Annotated in this window: 21 protein-coding genes, 1 pseudogene and 2 riboswitches; of the genes and pseudogenes, 6 read left to right on the top strand and 16 right to left on the bottom strand. The window is 36.6% G+C overall.

Annotated features, from left to right (window positions below):
- Positions 1-40: 40 nt before the first annotated feature.
- A complete protein-coding gene (locus ACQKNZ_RS13660; RefSeq protein WP_340863485.1) occupies positions 41-1543 on the bottom strand; it encodes a leucyl aminopeptidase in 1503 nt (500 codons plus the stop codon).
- A gap of 123 nt (positions 1544-1666) precedes the next feature.
- Between ACQKNZ_RS13660 and ACQKNZ_RS13665 the strand changes: the two genes are divergently transcribed.
- Positions 1667-2143 carry a divergent PAP2 family protein gene (locus ACQKNZ_RS13665; protein WP_144539156.1) on the top strand — a complete coding sequence of 159 codons (477 nt, stop codon included), beginning with the start codon at positions 1667-1669 and terminating at the stop codon, positions 2141-2143.
- Positions 2144-2333: 190 nt separating this feature from the next.
- On the opposite strand, the gene ACQKNZ_RS13670 is transcribed toward ACQKNZ_RS13665, so the two are convergent.
- The 6 genes from ACQKNZ_RS13670 to ACQKNZ_RS13695 all read right to left on the bottom strand — a co-directional run bounded on the left by ACQKNZ_RS13670 (position 2334) and on the right by ACQKNZ_RS13695 (position 6336).
- Positions 2334-2744, bottom strand: coding sequence for a hypothetical protein (locus tag ACQKNZ_RS13670; protein WP_144538623.1), 411 nt, complete (start codon positions 2742-2744; stop codon positions 2334-2336).
- Positions 2745-2908: 164 nt separating this feature from the next.
- A complete protein-coding gene (locus tag ACQKNZ_RS13675) occupies positions 2909-3238 on the bottom strand; it encodes a YuiB family protein (protein WP_144538624.1) in 330 nt (109 codons plus the stop codon).
- A gap of 78 nt (positions 3239-3316) precedes the next feature.
- On the bottom strand, positions 3317-3454 hold the full coding sequence (locus ACQKNZ_RS13680) for a YuiA family protein (RefSeq protein ID WP_427660194.1): 138 nt from the start codon (positions 3452-3454) through the stop codon (positions 3317-3319).
- A 251-nt stretch (positions 3455-3705) separates the two neighbouring features.
- Complete coding sequence (locus ACQKNZ_RS13685; RefSeq protein ID WP_404814916.1) at positions 3706-4209, bottom strand: NUDIX domain-containing protein; 504 nt, start codon at positions 4207-4209, stop codon at positions 3706-3708.
- Positions 4210-4295: 86 nt separating this feature from the next.
- The gene (locus ACQKNZ_RS13690) at positions 4296-5507 is read right to left on the bottom strand and encodes an NAD(P)/FAD-dependent oxidoreductase (RefSeq protein ID WP_144538626.1); all 1212 of its coding nucleotides are present in this window, start codon (positions 5505-5507) and stop codon (positions 4296-4298) included.
- 466 nt (positions 5508-5973) lie between these two features.
- A complete protein-coding gene (locus tag ACQKNZ_RS13695; RefSeq protein ID WP_151113337.1) occupies positions 5974-6336 on the bottom strand; it encodes a HesB/IscA family protein in 363 nt (120 codons plus the stop codon).
- A gap of 137 nt (positions 6337-6473) precedes the next feature.
- Between ACQKNZ_RS13695 and ACQKNZ_RS13700 the strand changes: the two genes are divergently transcribed.
- A complete protein-coding gene (locus ACQKNZ_RS13700) occupies positions 6474-7145 on the top strand; it encodes a DUF2225 domain-containing protein (RefSeq protein WP_427660197.1) in 672 nt (223 codons plus the stop codon).
- A 44-nt stretch (positions 7146-7189) separates the two neighbouring features.
- Here ACQKNZ_RS13700 and ACQKNZ_RS13705 read toward each other — a convergent pair whose 3' ends face one another.
- A complete protein-coding gene (locus ACQKNZ_RS13705; RefSeq protein WP_144538629.1) occupies positions 7190-7423 on the bottom strand; it encodes a NifU family protein in 234 nt (77 codons plus the stop codon).
- 356 nt (positions 7424-7779) lie between these two features.
- On the opposite strand from ACQKNZ_RS13705, the gene ACQKNZ_RS13710 reads away from it, so the two are divergent.
- A complete protein-coding gene (locus tag ACQKNZ_RS13710) occupies positions 7780-8319 on the top strand; it encodes a hypothetical protein (RefSeq protein ID WP_144538630.1) in 540 nt (179 codons plus the stop codon).
- 287 nt (positions 8320-8606) lie between these two features.
- Here the strand turns inward: ACQKNZ_RS13710 and ribH are convergent, their stop codons facing one another.
- The 3 genes and pseudogenes from ribH to ribE form a co-directional block, all read right to left on the bottom strand.
- Entirely contained in the window at positions 8607-9071 is a 465-nt protein-coding gene (gene ribH, locus ACQKNZ_RS13715) for a 6,7-dimethyl-8-ribityllumazine synthase (protein WP_154310218.1), read from the bottom strand.
- 41 nt (positions 9072-9112) lie between these two features.
- A pseudogene (gene ribB / locus ACQKNZ_RS13720) lies at positions 9113-9697 on the bottom strand (3,4-dihydroxy-2-butanone-4-phosphate synthase); the annotation flags it as partial.
- Between the two features lie 14 nt (positions 9698-9711).
- Entirely contained in the window at positions 9712-10347 is a 636-nt protein-coding gene (gene ribE, locus ACQKNZ_RS13725) for a riboflavin synthase (RefSeq protein ID WP_144538633.1), read from the bottom strand.
- Positions 10348-10470: 123 nt separating this feature from the next.
- A riboswitch (FMN riboswitch) is annotated at positions 10471-10608 on the bottom strand.
- Positions 10609-10711: 103 nt separating this feature from the next.
- Positions 10712-10849, bottom strand: a riboswitch (FMN riboswitch).
- 258 nt (positions 10850-11107) lie between these two features.
- On the opposite strand from ribE, the gene ACQKNZ_RS13730 reads away from it, so the two are divergent.
- Positions 11108-11434, top strand: coding sequence for a YuzD family protein (locus ACQKNZ_RS13730; RefSeq protein ID WP_144538634.1), 327 nt, complete (start codon positions 11108-11110; stop codon positions 11432-11434).
- 131 nt (positions 11435-11565) lie between these two features.
- Here the strand turns inward: ACQKNZ_RS13730 and ACQKNZ_RS13735 are convergent, their stop codons facing one another.
- Positions 11566-12633 (bottom strand): NAD(P)/FAD-dependent oxidoreductase, encoded by a 1068-nt coding sequence (locus tag ACQKNZ_RS13735; protein ID WP_144538635.1) that lies wholly within the window; start codon positions 12631-12633, stop codon positions 11566-11568.
- 128 nt (positions 12634-12761) lie between these two features.
- Between ACQKNZ_RS13735 and ACQKNZ_RS13740 the strand changes: the two genes are divergently transcribed.
- On the top strand, positions 12762-12998 hold the full coding sequence (locus ACQKNZ_RS13740; protein ID WP_144538636.1) for a YuzB family protein: 237 nt from the start codon (positions 12762-12764) through the stop codon (positions 12996-12998).
- Between the two features lie 198 nt (positions 12999-13196).
- Here ACQKNZ_RS13740 and ACQKNZ_RS13745 read toward each other — a convergent pair whose 3' ends face one another.
- Positions 13197-13961, bottom strand: a complete 765-nt coding sequence (locus tag ACQKNZ_RS13745) for a TIGR01457 family HAD-type hydrolase (protein ID WP_427660201.1) — start codon at positions 13959-13961, stop codon at positions 13197-13199.
- A complete protein-coding gene (locus tag ACQKNZ_RS13750) occupies positions 13948-14409 on the bottom strand; it encodes a DUF86 domain-containing protein (RefSeq protein ID WP_144538638.1) in 462 nt (153 codons plus the stop codon). Before ACQKNZ_RS13750 ends, ACQKNZ_RS13745 begins: the two co-directional genes overlap by 14 nt.
- Positions 14410-14494: 85 nt before the next feature.
- Between ACQKNZ_RS13750 and ACQKNZ_RS13755 the strand changes: the two genes are divergently transcribed.
- Positions 14495-14761, top strand: a complete 267-nt coding sequence (locus tag ACQKNZ_RS13755; protein WP_144538639.1) for a DUF3055 domain-containing protein — start codon at positions 14495-14497, stop codon at positions 14759-14761.
- A 47-nt stretch (positions 14762-14808) separates the two neighbouring features.
- Here the strand turns inward: ACQKNZ_RS13755 and ACQKNZ_RS13760 are convergent, their stop codons facing one another.
- Together ACQKNZ_RS13760 and lipA are read right to left on the bottom strand one after the other, a co-directional pair.
- A complete protein-coding gene (locus tag ACQKNZ_RS13760; RefSeq protein WP_144538640.1) occupies positions 14809-15150 on the bottom strand; it encodes a YutD family protein in 342 nt (113 codons plus the stop codon).
- A 14-nt stretch (positions 15151-15164) separates the two neighbouring features.
- Entirely contained in the window at positions 15165-16100 is a 936-nt protein-coding gene (gene lipA / locus ACQKNZ_RS13765) for a lipoyl synthase (protein ID WP_144538641.1), read from the bottom strand.
- Positions 16101-16151 lie beyond the last annotated feature (51 nt).

A 16151-nucleotide genomic window follows, 5' to 3' on the forward strand; every position in this document is an offset into this window, starting at 1 on the left:
CAGTGTATGCTATATGGGATAAGTGTCCTGTGCGTATACCCTACTCTTCTTCAGCCATTCTTTCGATAAGAGTAGCCAATGTTCGTACCATTACACCGGTACCACCTTTTGGTCCAAAATCATAGGCAGATTTAGAGTCAGATGTTCCAGCTATGTCTAAGTGAATCCATGGTGTTTCCTCCACGAACTCTCCAACAAAACCGCCTCCAAATATCATATGACCATCTCCTCCAGGAGAATTATTCAAGTCAGCCACATCACTTTTGCGGATACGTTTTTTATCGTTTTCTGTTAAAGGCAATCTCCATACAAACTCGCCAGTTTCTAAAGAGGATTCCATAAAGGTTTCAAAAAACTCCTCGTCATTTGTAAGTGCACCTGTCTTGTCATATCCAAGAGCTGTAATAACGCCACCTGTTAAAGTAGCAACGTCTACGATATAGTTAGCTCCTTGTTGTTTTGCATAAGTAACCGCATCTGCTAGAACAAGACGGCCTTCTGCATCCGTGTTTAAAATTTCAATTGTTTTTCCACTCATCGAAGTGATGACGTCATCAGGCTTGAAGGCATTACCAGAAATCATATTGTCTGTGGAAGGTATAACTGCAATAACATTTTTATTTGGACGAAGCTCTCCAATAATTTGCATTGCGCCTAATACTGCTGCAGCACCTCCCATATCGCCCTTCATCCCAACGATACCTGCCTTCGTTTTGAGAGAGTAACCACCTGTATCAAAAGTAATTCCTTTACCAACAAGTGCCACTACATCATCCCAGTTTTCTGTTGCCTGATATTTCAAAGCGATTAATCGCGGTTCTTCAACAGATCCTTGATTTACTGCAAGTAATGCTCCCATCCCAAGTTCTTCTATTTCTTTCTTACCTAAAATTTCTGTTTCAAAGCCATATGTTTCTCCAAGCTCTCTTGCATACTCACCTAGCTGTGTAGAAGTTAATACGTTTCCTGGTGTGTTTACTAAAATTCTTGCTTCATTTACTGCATCTGCATAAATACTTCCTACCTCAAAATAAGTAGCAGCTTCGTCCGGATCAGTGTCAGTTAATAGCTCGATGGCAGGTAAATAGTAATCAGGGACATTAGAGGATGTTTTGTAGCCTTCATAAACGAATGCACCCATTCCAATTCCTTCGGCTGCTAAATACGCTACATCGGCTTCTGTAGCTGTTTCTGATGTAAATGATGGTATCCAAACTGCTAAAGACTCTGGCTTACTCGAAAGAAGTTCTTTGCCTACTAAGCCAAATGCCTCACGAATGTTCTCTTGAGTTAACTTTTTGCGGTCACCAAGCCCGACAAAAAGAATTCTTTTTACAGTTTCCTGATTAGCAACTGGTACTTTTACTATTTTTTTTAAATCTGATGAAATGTCTCCGCTTTTTACCCATTCTAGGATGTGGTCTCCAAAAGCATTTAACAATGCATCCCACTTCTCTGTGTTTTCAGGATGCTTTGGAATGCCCACCACTAGTGTTTCTGATTGCACTTCTTCGAATAATACTTCATTAGTATTTATAATCATTATTTTTCCCCCTAGATAATTTGGATACATTATCATTATATAGCAACAAGTTTGATTTTTCGAATAGTAGTAATATGTTATACTAGTACTAACTAAAGTTTTCCTTGAAAGGCTGTGTCTACTCTGACAATCCTCCAAAATACTCCATTACTAGCTGCTCTATTTTCTATTTTCTTTGCTCAGTTCGTGAAAATACCTATTCATTTTTTGGTCACCAAAAAGGTTGATTGGAAGTTATTTACTTCTACTGGTGGAATGCCTAGTTCCCACTCTGCGGCTGTAACTTCTCTTTGCACAGCTATTGCTTTTGAGACAGGTTTAGACTCACCTCTCTTTGCAGTTGCTACTGTATTTGCAGTTATAGTGATGTTCGATGCAACTGGTGTCAGATTCCAGGCTGGCCAGCAAGCCATTATTATCAATCAAATGCGTGTAGATTTTCAGGCATTTGTGGATCAGACAAAAGGTTGGGGACAAAAGAAAAGTGAAGAAAAGCTAGAAGAATTAAAAACGTTGCTTGGTCATAAACCAATAGAGGTATTTATGGGTGCCCTAACTGGGATTATGATATCTATCATTATTTACACCGTGATTTTATAGCTTTTTTACAAGTTAAGAGTTAAATCAAATGTAGTTTAAATATACATTCCTCTTGCCCACAACTACTGTGCATTATTCTCTAAATAACAGGTACTGTTAAACTTGTTTAGTATTTTATTATCTCTAGAAGCGTATTCGCCTTAAATCGAATACGCTTCTTGTTTTTTCCTAATTGGACTCTATTTGTTGTTTATCCTTCAACTAATTGATAATAGTATTTTAATTCATCATTGTACTTAGTAATAAGTACATCATTACGTTCTTTAGCTTTAAATATTTCAGTACCAATGGGCAGAATATTTGCTGTAGAATCTTTAAAATCCATTGGATTAGAAGTGTTATACTCAATTTTCCCTACTAAATCACCTTCTGTTAAGACAAGTTCGTTAACCCACTCAATATTCGTACTATAGATTATACTATCCCACTGAAAAATATCAGCTTTTGAATCAATTTCCAGAATTTCTTGTGCAGTAGGATTACCAATGGTTACTTCTGTTGTAGTGTTTTGGTCTATTGAACTGTTGCTTGATTCATCCGAGCATCCCCATAACAATAGATTCCCTAGCATCATTACTGTTATAATCACATACTTTTTCAATACTACCACTCCTTTTCTAATGCATTAGTCGATTGATACATAATATTCGTTTCTTTTTCCCATACCTTTCTATACAGTTACCTTGAGGCTAAGTATGTACTTCGGAATTATGCATATGCTTTTTCTTACCAATAAAAAAAAGATGGCTATAAGGCCATCCCTTTTTAGAACATTTGATATCCACTTTTCCGAAGCATTTTAATAACGATCCCCGCAATAATTGCTCCTACAAAACCACTTGTTAAAATTACGATATCTGCCATATGCAAAGAAACAAACTTATCTCCAAGAGCAGAGAATGAAGAACCCGGGTTAGTGAAATAATCAAAGAACCCTACCTCATCAATGATAAATACCACAATTAGTGGATATAAAATAGCCACAAACCAGGACATTCTTAGTAACATATTTAATAAGAAGGCGATTCCAAAAAACATAACTAGAAAAATTAGTACTGAAAGAATCATCTGTGTAATTGTAAAATTCATAATCATATACCTCCGTAGTATCTCTAAATAGTTTACCTTAACGGAGGCGTGGATTCAATGTACTTGTTTCTTTTCACATTTTTGTCAAATAATCTTCTTATTACTTTTTCCAGAGCCATTACAGCAGCCACACGTTTCTGATCCACCAAGTCTAAGTTGGAAATATCCTTCACCTTTACAATAAGGACAAGACTTTACAGTTTCTGTTTTAAATTTAATCATATAATACGCCTCCTTGAATATTTATTTTAATATTCAGATAATATATCACGGATTAATATATTTGTAAATAAAAAACAAAATATATTTGATACGTGTTTTAAAAGTGCTTAAGTAAAGAAAAATAGACTGTCTTATGAAAAATGCTTTGTTTCATAAGACTTTTTATCGAAGTTCTATAAGCTAACCACTATTAGTAGAGCTAGTCACAGTTGAATTTTTAATGACATGAATTTAGTCTATTTATGTTCGGATTATTTTATGAATAATTTATAGCTAGTATACCCAAATATGTCTCCAGGATTTATCCCTTCGATAGTTGGAAAGCCAATTTCTAAAGACGCAGCTGCTAATTCATGCAGCATTACAGAAGCGTTCTCATCTTCCAGTAAATCACTTGGAAGTATCCATTTGGCCTCATATAGCTCAGAAAGCTGCACTTGAATAATCGGTTCCTCTTCAATTGGTTTAAGAAGAAAAATGGCCATATTATCACTGATTTTTCCCTGTAAGACCCCACTTCTAAAACCGATCATATTTTTAACTGTACAATCTACCGCAGTTTCTTCCTTAACTTCACGTACGGCAGCCTGTTCAATTGTTTCATCACCATTTACAAAGCCTGCAGGTAAAGACCATCTTCCTTCTAAGCCACCATATCGTTTTTTAACAACTAGCCATTCACCCTTGTTGTTTAAAACTAATCCTGCAGCTCCCAACCAGACATTTCCTCGTTTATCCTTCGACAAATAATCCATCTCCTTTAACAAAAGCATACTTACCTTTTATACTTTAAAAAAGCTCCCACTGAGAGTTACAGTGGGAGCCATTTATTGTTTTTCTTTTATAATTTAAATTTACCTTTTTTAAGCACTAATGGAACTCCACCGATCATGAAAAGAGCACGGTTATCAATAACCTTTTTCATGATGGATGCTTTAGTACCAGTAAGTTTTCTACCCATTACATCTCCAATTGCATCATGCTCACCAAGAGAACAAACTGTTCCTTTTAGTTCAGGAACAAATTCCTTTGTATTTTCGCCTTTCATTAGGGCTACGATATTTTTAGCAACTGTTACAGCTTGTTGCATAGCAATTTGAGCAGTCGGTGGGTATGGGCGATTTGTTTCTTCATTAATCATTAGAGCACAGTCACCAACGATGAATACGTCTGGGAATCCAGGTGCACGCATATCTTTTTCAACTTTAACGCGAGCACGCATATTTTCGATACCAGAAGTTTCGATTAAGCGGTTTCCACGAACACCAGCAGCCCATACTACAGTACCAGCTTTGATGAATTCAAATTCTTCTTCGCCTTTTTTAATTTTAACGCCTTCAGGAGTAGCTTCTACTACTGGTGTACCTATAGAGAACTCGATTCCTTTTGCTTCTAATTGACGAACAGCATATTCAACTAGCTCAGGATCAAAACCAGGTAATACCATAGGAGCAGCTTCTACGCAGACAACGCGTACTTTTTCTTTTGGTACATCGTATTCTTCACAAAGCTCAGGAATACGATTACCTAATTCACCTAAAAATTCAATACCAGAGAAGCCAGCTCCTCCTACTACAATAGTTAAACGAGCATCGTCTCTGTTTTCTTCTGTAGACCATGTAGCAAATTGGTATTCGATATGATCACGGATTTGACGAGCAGCATTTACATTTGCAATTGATAGTGCATATTTATCTAAACCAGTGATTCCAAATGTTTCACCTTCAAAGCCTAAACCGATTACTAAATAATCATATGTGTATTCTCCAGCACTTGTTGCTACCTTCTTAGTATTAACATCAATGCCTTCGACAGTTGCTTTTACAAATTGTACCTTGCTTTTATTTATAACACCTTGAATATCATAACGCACTTGGTCTGGACGTAAAGTTCCAGCTGAAGCCTCATGTAACCAAGTAGACTCGTAGTGATAGTCATTTTTATTTACTAAAATAATATCTGCTTCATCGGTACCTACTAATTTTTGAAGGTTCACTACAGTAGATAATCCACCATAACCTGCACCTAATACTAGAATTGTTGGTCTTTTCACGAAGATCGCAACCACCTTTTTATATTTTTTATGAATCTAATGATACGAATAATTCACAATTAGAAATGGACTTTGTCATTTTTCCGACAAATTTTTCACTACATCCTATTTTAGACCTTTTAGAATAGGATTTCAACACTATTTAACAACATTGCAAAGGTGGGAATATACAGACAATTAGCCCATAAGAAAAGCGCAAGCGCCTAGAGATCTGTCCCGACAAGCAAATGGGGGAAAGCGAGGAGGCAGTTCTTCAGCCACCGCAGCTTTTTCCCATTTGACCTCGAGGGGCAAGGTGCTGGAGCTAGACAACAAGAAAAGCGCAAGCGCCTAGTTCTGTCCCGACAAGCAAATGGGGGAAAGCGAGAGCAACCAGTTAGATCCTCTTTGACTTCCAAACGTAATTTACTTTCTTATCCTTTAAAAAAGAACATTTCCTTAAGTAAGAAAATGTTCTTTCGAATATTTAGCAGCTTTCCGGTGTGCCTTCTTTTTTAGCAGTTCTAAATGATGAACCACAGCCACAGGATGCAATTGCATTAGGGTTATCGATGGTAAAGCCTCCACCCATCAACGATTCTTTGTAATCGATGACTGTACCTTGGAGAATAGAAGCATCTTCACTAGATATAATTATTTCTAAATCATGCTGATGTAAAACTATATCGTCTTCATTTTTCTCTTTTTCAAATCCCATACCGTAAGAAAGACCGCTACATCCGCCACCGTTAACAGATACACGGAGAAGTGAACCTTCTTCCTCGTTGTGAACCATCATCTCTTTGACGCGGTAAGCTGCCGCTTCAGACAAATTAACTACTTCTGTCATCTGAATCACATTCCTTCCTTATTTATATAATATCAATTTAATCACAATCTATACAAGGAAAACTACTTAAGTTACCTCGCTTTCGAAATATTTTTACAGTATAATAAAACCAAGAACGAGAATAAGGAGAAGATAAAATGGAAATAACTCCATATTACCAAAAAGATATCGAATGCTTACATTGTAAAAACAAATTTAAATCAACTAAGATACGTTCAAAATTTATAAAAGTCGAATCTCATGAAACAGACTTTCAACCAATATATCAAAATAAAGATATCAACCCGTTATTATATAATGTATTTGTCTGTGAGCATTGTGGCTTTTCTTTTACCGATGACTTCACCAAGTATTTTGCACCTGGACTTAAAGAAATCATTAAAGAGAAAATATCGACTAATTGGATACCACGTTCCTATGGTGACGTCCGAACGACACAAGATGGGATCACTACATATAAATTAGGCATACTGTGTGGAACGTTAAAAAAAGAAAAATTTGTCTCTATTGCCGGCTTAGCACTTCGTACTGCTTGGCTCTACCGCATAATGGAAAACAAAGAAGATGAAAATAGATTTCTAGAAATAGCCAGAGATCGTTATTCAGACTCCTATTCTAGCGAAGATTACAATGGAACTCAAATGTCCGAGACACGAATTATATATATGATAGCAGAGCTTTCTAGACGAATAGGTGACCGAGAATTAGCTACACGTTATTTTTCCAAAGTAATCGAAAAACAAAGTACCTCTATAGAACCCAAGCTAATTGAAATGGCAAAAGAGCGTTGGCAGGAAATGCGAGGGTGAAAAAAAGAAGCCTCATTCAGGCTTCTTTTTTATATGTGTTGTCATTAAAATACTTGTTCTACTTCTACTATTCCAGGTACTTCCTCTAATAAAGCGCGTTCAATACCAGCTTTTAACGTGATAGTAGAACTTGGGCAGCTCCCGCATGCTCCTAAAAGGCGTAATTTTACAATACCGTCTTCAACGTCAACAAGCTCGCAGTCTCCGCCGTCACGTAGTAAGAATGGACGCAATTTATCTAAAACTTCTTGTACTTGTTCGTTAATTGTATCAGTCATATATGTCGACTCCTTTCGCTATAATCATTATAGAATAATTGTTGGTTAAATGGAAGTGTTTACTCCCCACAAAACACACCGTGATAAGAGTGTTCCCTAAGATTCATAAAATATTATTTACCCTGTTTTATTTTAAGATAAAAATCATTTTTAAGATGATTTGTATATAGACTATATACTTAATATTAATAATAAAAAGCGAGAATCGTGTTATTTCAGGCTTTTATTCCCCAATATATCTTTCCAAAATAAATTTATTTTCGATTCTAGTCTATTAGACTAGCTTCCTCTACTAAAAGTTCATATGTTACAGTATGCCATTTGTTGGCAAATAAACTTCGAGGAGGTGTTTTTTTATGGTTTTAACCTTACAAGCATTTACGACTCCAGCAAATACTCAAGTCATTGCTGATACAGCTGCTTTACCAGGTACTCTTCCAACACCAGCAGTACCAACCGCACCAGCTATGTTGTCTCCTTTAATTGATGGCAGCAGCGCTTATATCTGGTCACCGAATACAGCATCCAACCAAACGGTTACATTCCAAAGCATTTTCGACATTGGAACTTTACCAATTCTAGGACTTGCTTTGCCACTTAGCGCGTTTTATGCGTATGCAGGTAACGAGACTGTTTCAGTAACTGCAACTTTAGAGGTAGTAAATCTTTTAGGAATTGTTATAGCAACTATTCCTTTATTTACCGATGCTAACTCTGGTAGCTCTCAGGACGTAGCAATTGCATCAGGAGATGCTCTTTTAGCAGTTGGTTTATTAGGAAATACAGGTCGTATTGTCATCAATGCTACTGTTACTTCCCCAACAGTAATAGGATATTCTGCAAATCCCGGCAGATATCTTGGACAACTTACCGTTCGTAGTCTTATAGCTGTTTAACAGCAGCTCCTCTTAAGGATGGCGTCTATACAATTTACAAGTTTCCCTCAATCTAGTAAATAACTTAGGCTAATTCACTGAAAACGTAAGCATCTCTGTACATGTACAAATAAACCAGTACATGTTTCAGAGGTGCTTTAAATATACTATTGGAAAAGCGAGAATAGGTAATTCTCAATAAGAATTGCTTAAAGATTTGTCGGTTAATTTCATAAATAGCACTTTGCCAGTATTCACAGCCAACCAATTATATTTTATGCAATGTCACGTGTATCGATTCTCTTTTCTTAAAATAAACGATTTAAATTCGCCATTTCAATTGCAGAAACCGCACTGTCATAGCCTTTGTTTCCAGCTTTTGTTCCTGCACGCTCAATTGCTTGTTCAATATTTTCCGTTGTCACTATACCAAAAATAACAGGTATACCCGTATCTAGGCCTGCTTTTGCAATGCCTTTTGCTGCTTCATTACATACATAGTCATAGTGCGTAGTAGATCCACGTATTACAGTACCTAAGCCGATTATTGCATCGTAGTTTTTCGTATTTGCCATTTTCTTTGCGATAAATGGTACTTCAAATGCTCCTGGCACCCAAGCGATATCAATATTTCCTTCCTCAACTCCGTGACGTTTTAAACCGTCTAGTGCACCGCTTAATAATTTGTCATTAATAAACTCATTAAATCTTCCTACTACAATTCCTATTTTTAAATCTGTACCGACTAGCTGTGCCTCAAAAATTTGTCCCATGCTCATTCTCCTTTTACGTAAGCTTTATAATTCGCTTCTGTGTATTTCACTAAATCTTCTATCGTAATAAACTTCATTTGAAATTTTTCTGCAATTTTTTCAAGTTGTGGCATGCGTGCCATTGTACCGTCCTCGTTCATAATCTCACAAATAACAGCGACTTCTTTTGAACCACATAATTTAGCTAGTTCTACACCTGCTTCTGTATGACCACGACGCTCTATAACTCCCCCTTTTTTTGCGATAAGAGGGAATACATGTCCTGGACGGTTGAAATCTGTTGCTACAGCTTGATTATTTAATAGTGCAAGAATTGTATAAGATCGTTCAAATGCACTAATGCCTGTTGTTGTTGATTTATGATCAATACTAATGGTAAAGGCTGTTTGATGTGAATCCGTGCTCTTATTTACCATTGGGTCTAATGACAATCTTTCTGCAATTTCATTTGAAATGGGTGTGCATATTAAGCCACGACCATGCACTGCCATAAAATTAATGTTTTCAGGTGTTGCATACTCACCTATTACGACAAAATCACCTTCATTTTCTCGATTTTCATCATCGACTACAATGATGATTTCACCTTGCTTTAATGCAACGATTGCTTCGTCTATAGTATTCATTTCATTCCACTCCTTTAGAATCCGGCTTTTTGTAAGAAATCAACTGTCACTTTTCCTGTATTTTGATTGGCTAGATGCTTTGCTACATACTTGCCAATTAAATCCGTTTCAATATTGACAATTTCTCCAGTCTGTTTTAAGCCAAGCACCGTTTCCTTGAAGGTATGTGGTATTAAAGAAACAGTAATTATAGAATCTGTTACATTAAAAATCGTCAGGCTTGTACCATCAATGGTGATTGAGCCCTTCATTAAACAGTTAAAAAGCAATTCTTTTGGCATTGCTAAGTCGATATATACTGCATTGGAAGCTGGTCTCTTTCGAAGAATCGTTGCAACACCATCGACATGTCCAGAAACAATATGACCGCCGAATCTGCCATTTGCAGACATTGCTCTTTCTAAATTCACTGTTGAACCTTTTTTAAGTTGCTGTAAGCTTGTCGATTTAACCGTTTCAGGCATCACATCTGCCACAAACAGATCATTCGTAAACTTTTTAACAGTTAGACACACACCATTTACAGCAATGCTATCGCCAAGCTGTACATCTTCTAAAATTTTGCTAGCTCCAATGGAAATTTCCATCGATTGAGTAGACATATTCATCTGCTGAACAGTCCCTAGCTCCTCAATAATCCCTGTAAACATCTTCCTCACCTCTTTCTCAAAATAAAAAACCCCGAACATTTTTTGTCGGAGTTTCGATGAGAGGTAAATTTGGCTTCGTCAAATAAGACTAGTGAATATGTATTTTCAAAAGTCTACTTGCGTTGCTTCCTTCTCCCATCCAGACTATAACTGTCGGCTTTGGACTTGCACCAAATCCTGCACACTAAAAGTGGCTCACGGGCTTAGAGATACAATCTCAACACCGTCGATTGGGAATTTCACCCGACCCCGAAGGAATAATATAAAATTGTTGTAAAATAAAAAAATTCCCAACACGGTTGTGATGGGATGAAAGTGCATAGCAAAAAATACATTTTAAAATTGCCATTTTAAAATGTTTTGCTTACTCCTTCTCCCATCCAGACTATAACTGTCGGCTTTGGACTCGCACCAAATCCTGCACACTAAAAGCGGCTCACGGGCTTAGAGATATAATCTCAACACCGTCGATTGGGAATTTCACCCGACCCCGAAGGAAATTATTCTATTTGATTAGTATTGTATCATAAAAATTCGACGTAGAGGCTTTCTTCGTATTACCACCTTTTAGTTGATTTGCATTCCTGGACTTTCAGACTAACTAAATCAACAACCGTTAGTGCATGAAACAATCATGACTAAAGCTATCATATTAAAACTCTATCATTTAAAGGATATTCGCTTTTTGACAGTATTTCCGTATCCCCTTTATAATATAGATGGGTAAAATAATATATAAGTTAAAGGGGACAAGTATTTTATGGCACAAGAAAAACTCACTGTTGAAATTTACGGTGCCGATATAGTATGTGCAAGCTGTGTGAATGCTCCTTCTTCTAAGGACACGTATGAATGGTTAGAAGCTGCAATTACCAGAAAATTTCCTGGACATCAAATAACATTTTTATATATTGATATAGAAAAGCCAATAGAAGACGAAAAACAACTGTCAATTGCTAATCAAATTGCAAATGATGAGTTTTTCTACCCATTAATAATGATAAACGAGGAAGTTATAGGGGAAGGTTATATTCAGTTAAAGCCTGTATTCTCTGCCCTCGAAAAGTACGGTTATATAGCAGAATAACGTTAAGTATCATTTCAAAAAGTACTCAAATAAGCTTATTAAGTAAAATGCTTTTTTCCAGAGAAAGCATTTTATAAAAAAATAAAAAGCTTGGGAACGCGTTTAACTCCACGTTTCCAAGCTTTTTTAATTTATCCGTTATGGCGTTTATACATCCAAAGTAAACCTGATTTCATCAATCTTGCAATACGTCCAGTAACAGAGATATCTGCCAAATAAGCAAAGCCTTGCTTTTTACCTAGAGATCCCATAAAGCCTTTAAGCTTAATATCTGGCATTTTTTCTGGTAGTGGCTGACCCTTCCAGCGTGCTTGCAGTACTTTCACAATCTGCTCTGCCTGTTCCTCTGCTAGCTGTGCACTTGGAGCAAACGGCAAGGATGCACAATCACCAACTACAAAGACATTATCGTAACTTGGTAGATCATGATATTGAGTAAGGATGATGCGACCAGTTTTGTCCTTCTCTCCAGGTAAAGCACGAACAGGAGCAGCTGGCTGAATACCGGCTGTCCAAACTACAACATCTACCGGAATTATTTCATCATGATTATATAATTTGTTTGGTTCCACTTTTGTGATATTCGAATTGCTTATCACGTCTACATCATTTGTATCAAACCATTTTTGTACAAAATTACTTAAGCGTTCTGGAAAGTCTCTTAATACTCGAGGACTACGGTCAAATAATTTAATTTTTAGATCTGGTCTACTTTCACGAAGCTCACTCGCAAGCTCGATTCCACTTAGACCTGCCCCCACGATTCCTACAACAGAACCTGCTGGTAATCCACCAATCTTATTGTATGTGTCTCTAGAGCGCCCAATTGTTTGAATGCTATAAGTAAATTCATCTGCCCCTGGAACATTATGATACTTATCTTCGCAGCCAAGTCCAATTACTAAATCATCGTATGGAATTATTTTTTCATCTTGTAAAATTACTTGTTTGTTTTCTACATCAATTTTCTCAATTTCTCCATAAGTAATTTTTAACTTGTCACTCTCTGGAAAAGCCACTCTAATTTCATGATCAGATGATGTGCCTGCTGCCAACGCGTAAAATTCTGTTTTTAAACTATGAAATGGTGTACGGTCTATTAATGTGAGTTCTACATCATCTGGCAAATTATTTGGTAATAGGCGTAGTAATACGCGCATATTCCCATATCCTCCACCTAACAATACTAATTTTCGCATAAATATTCTCCCTTTTGTTTCAATGTCTCCTCAAATTATAAATGATTGTGACACATTTCACAATAAAACTTCACAATTGACCTTTATAAAAAAATAGAGTAGCATGACGATGTAGTGAGGTGACAGCTATGAATCCAATGGTTGAATTTTGTATAAGCAACCTTGCAAATGGTTCACAAGAAGCTTTTGATATATTAGAACAGGATCCTGATTTAGATGTGCTAGAATATGGCTGTCTTAGCTATTGTTCCCTATGTTCCGAAACACTTTTCGCCATAGTGAACGGTGATGTGGTAGAGGGTGAATCTTCCGAAGATCTTGTAGCCAAAATATATAAATACATTGAAGAAAATCCATTATTTTAAAAGGTATCGAGAAGATATTCTCTCGATACCTTTTATATATTTTAATCTATTAAATCAATTTCATACATTCATTCCATAAATAGCATTACTCCATTTATGAGTGAGAAAAAGAAATAAGGTATTCTCTGTTCTAAGCTCAACAGGAATACCTTATTTAATACAGTTATTATATTGTTCTTCCAAACAATGAATGGTGTTTTATTTTATCCAGTCATGTAAAGTTTCTAAAAAATGAGTCGGTTTTTGAAGGAACATTTGAACTTCTTCCGTTCTATTAACTCCAGTATTGACGTGAGCAGTATCAATTCCCATGTGAATGCCGGTTAATATGTCTGTTTGATAATTGTCTCCAATCATCACCATCTCTTCTTTTTTAAACCCATACTTTTTTTGAATAAACTCAAGCATAAACGGTTGCGGCTTTCCAGTAAAAATAGGTTCAACACCTGTAGAATGCTCTACTAATTTGGTGAAGGCTCCATTCCCTGGAAGATAGCCTCTTTCACTTGGGAAAGCGTGGTCGCTATTTGTAGAGATAAACGCCGCTCCAGCCCTAATTGACAAACAAGCTTGTGCGAGCTTTTCGTAATTGACTTTATGGTCTATTCCCATGACAACCACCTCTGCTAAGTCATCCGTTGGCTCAATTCCTACAGAACATAAAGCATCCTCCAAGCCCTTCTCTCCAATCATAAAAACGCTTTTTGCAGGATAATGCTCGGCAATGTAATTAGCAGCTGCAATCGATGAAGAGATAATTTGCTCCTCAGTAGTATGTATGTCCATCTTCGCTAGCTTCGCTTGTAGCTGCTTTTGAGTCATAGAAGAGTTATTAGTAACGAAAAAAGGTTCAATCCCTTTGTTTTGCAAATAATGTACAAAATCTACAGATTCCTGAATTGGTGTTAGTCCCTTATATACAGTTCCATCTAAATCTAAAAAGTATCCTTTATAGGCGGACATCGGAGTCCTCCGGTAAAAATGCTGAAACTGGCCCAAGCTCATTAATTAAATAATTTTCTACTCTTTCTGGAAACAGTTGTAAATAAGGGAGATTCTTCACTAGAACACTTTCTAATTGCTTATGGTCTACGGAAAAGAAATGTCTCACAAGCTCTTTTCTCATTTCAATAACAGCTTTTAAAGGCGCATCCATCTCAGCTGTAATTACTTTTTCATCAGTCAAAATATCAATTATGTCATCATAGCCACCTGGATCCCTCATAATGAAGCCATCAATCATTGAGTTACCTACATCTATAATGGACTCAATCATATTTTGTCCCACTCGCTCTAATGCAAGTTTCGTTATATTATTTTCATTCCAATCTTTTTTACTATCTATTAAGTCAAGCAATTCTCTCATATGCTTCAATGTCATTGCAATACTTTTACGGTCCACAAAATACATTGTACAGCCTCCTAATTCTTGGTCAGTTGATATATAGTTCTATTCTATAGTACCATAATTCATAGGTAAGGAAGGAGTGTCAAGGGTGGAACGATTTTTCTTGTATGATGACGTCGAAGATACAAAAACAAGATTCGTTGGATTTACTGGAGAAAGCCAGCGATATGATTTAGCAATTGTCCAGAGTTCTCGATTTTTCGGTAAGGTACTTGTGATGGACATTCAATACAATCGATCAGCTATTATTGGGTCGGATGATGTGGAAGAACCTGGCTACTTAGAGCATGTTTTTAATAGATCTGAAGCTGAAGCAACGGAGCTAAGAGATTATCTAAGAGAATTACTGAGCTAAAGTGGAATATTGTATAGATTTTTATAAAAAGAAAAACCTTGAGCAGATCATAATTGATCTTGCTCAAGGTTTTCTTTCTTATCTTTTACTAGTTCGAGTGGGACCGTTTTTGGTGCTACCCCTGTTTTTTTAACAATAAAGTAAGCACACCCAAAGTTACAATACTCGTATAAGTAATCCTTCATAGTGCTAATTTTCGTATCAAATGTTGCTTTATGATTTCGATCCTCGAAAAAGCCCTTTAGACGAAGCTGACCGTAGCCCCAGTCGCCCATTATATAATCATACTTCGTTAAAATCTCACTATAACGCTCTATAAATGCTTCTTCTTTAAAAGCCTCTCGAAAATCCTCAATCACTTCATAAGTGAAACCTTCAGCAATAATCATTCGCTCACCATCCATTAGCTATTTTGAATAGCTAGTAATTCCTCACCTTGCAGTTGTCGTTGCTTCGCTGCTGCATTTACCTGTTCATCCGCATGATAACTACTTCTAACTAGTGGTCCTGCCTCACAATGAGAGAAGCCCTTGCTCATGGCAATTTTACGTAATTCTCCAAACTCAGCTGGTGAATAATATTTTTGTACTTTAAGATGTTTTTTTGTTGGTTGTAAGTATTGGCCAATAGTCATGATATCTACATCGTGAGCACGTAAATCATCCATAACCTCTATAATTTCTTCAAATGTTTCCCCTAGACCTAGCATTAACGAAGACTTCGTAGGAATAGTCGGTTGCATTTCCTTAGCACGTTTTAATAACTCTAAAGATCGGTCATATTGAGCACGCGCTCTAACTCTTGGAGTTAAACGTCGTACTGTTTCAATATTATGATTTAGAATATCCGGCTTAGCATCCATTATATTACGAATGTTTTGCTCAATACCACCCATATCTGAGGGCAATACTTCAATAGTTGTAAAAGGATTTTTTCGACGAATTGCTCGAATTGTCTCTGCAAAGACCTCCGAACCACCATCCTTTAAATCATCACGGGCTACCGCTGTTACAACTACGTGTTTTAGATTCATAATGACAACTGAATCTGCTACTCGCTCTGGTTCTGCTAAGTCTAACTCGTTAGGAAGACCTGTCTTTACAGCACAAAAACGACAAGCTCTTGTACACACAGCTCCTAAAATCATGAATGTCGCAGTACGTCGCGATCCCCAGCATTCATGAATGTTTGGACATCTTGCTTCTTCACAAACTGTATTTAAATTATTTTCACGCATTAATTTTTTTAAGCCTTTATAATCCTCATTGGTATTTAACTTTATTTTTAGCCAGTCAGGCTTGCGTTCATGCTGTTCTTTTGGTGGTTTACACGCTGTCACGATTCCATACCCCATTCCCATTAATCTGACTTTACTGATGTCAATGTACCA

This window comes from Psychrobacillus sp. NPDC093200, from assembly GCF_050280345.1.
In the GTDB taxonomy this organism is placed as follows: Bacteria; Bacillota; Bacilli; order Bacillales_A; family Planococcaceae; genus Psychrobacillus; species Psychrobacillus faecigallinarum.

Excerpts from the sequence above, each read along its gene's own strand:
- ACQKNZ_RS13730 (WP_144538634.1), top strand. The coding sequence starts at position 11,108 with ATGGCACAAGAAAAACTCACTGTTGAAATTTACGGTGCCGATATAGTA.
- ACQKNZ_RS13700 (WP_427660197.1), top strand. The coding sequence starts at position 6,474 with ATGGAAATAACTCCATATTACCAAAAAGATATCGAATGCTTACATTGT.
- ACQKNZ_RS13735 (WP_144538635.1), bottom strand. The coding sequence starts at position 12,633 with ATGCGAAAATTAGTATTGTTAGGTGGAGGATATGGGAATATGCGCGTA.
- ribE (WP_144538633.1), bottom strand. The coding sequence starts at position 10,347 with ATGTTTACAGGGATTATTGAGGAGCTAGGGACTGTTCAGCAGATGAAT.
- ACQKNZ_RS13675 (WP_144538624.1), bottom strand. The coding sequence starts at position 3,238 with ATGATTATGAATTTTACAATTACACAGATGATTCTTTCAGTACTAATT.
- ACQKNZ_RS13680 (WP_427660194.1), bottom strand. The coding sequence starts at position 3,454 with ATGATTAAATTTAAAACAGAAACTGTAAAGTCTTGTCCTTATTGTAAA.
- ACQKNZ_RS13685 (WP_404814916.1), bottom strand. The coding sequence starts at position 4,209 with ATGGATTATTTGTCGAAGGATAAACGAGGAAATGTCTGGTTGGGAGCT.
- ACQKNZ_RS13705 (WP_144538629.1), bottom strand. The coding sequence starts at position 7,423 with ATGACTGATACAATTAACGAACAAGTACAAGAAGTTTTAGATAAATTG.
- ribH (WP_154310218.1), bottom strand. The coding sequence starts at position 9,071 with ATGGGACAAATTTTTGAGGCACAGCTAGTCGGTACAGATTTAAAAATA.
- ACQKNZ_RS13660 (WP_340863485.1), bottom strand. The coding sequence starts at position 1,543 with ATGATTATAAATACTAATGAAGTATTATTCGAAGAAGTGCAATCAGAA.
- ACQKNZ_RS13695 (WP_151113337.1), bottom strand. The coding sequence starts at position 6,336 with ATGACAGAAGTAGTTAATTTGTCTGAAGCGGCAGCTTACCGCGTCAAA.
- ACQKNZ_RS13750 (WP_144538638.1), bottom strand. The coding sequence starts at position 14,409 with ATGTATTTTGTGGACCGTAAAAGTATTGCAATGACATTGAAGCATATG.
- ACQKNZ_RS13760 (WP_144538640.1), bottom strand. The coding sequence starts at position 15,150 with ATGATTATTGCTGAAGGTTTCACTTATGAAGTGATTGAGGATTTTCGA.
- ACQKNZ_RS13740 (WP_144538636.1), top strand. The coding sequence starts at position 12,762 with ATGAATCCAATGGTTGAATTTTGTATAAGCAACCTTGCAAATGGTTCA.
- ACQKNZ_RS13745 (WP_427660201.1), bottom strand. The coding sequence starts at position 13,961 with ATGTCCGCCTATAAAGGATACTTTTTAGATTTAGATGGAACTGTATAT.
- ACQKNZ_RS13710 (WP_144538630.1), top strand. The coding sequence starts at position 7,780 with ATGGTTTTAACCTTACAAGCATTTACGACTCCAGCAAATACTCAAGTC.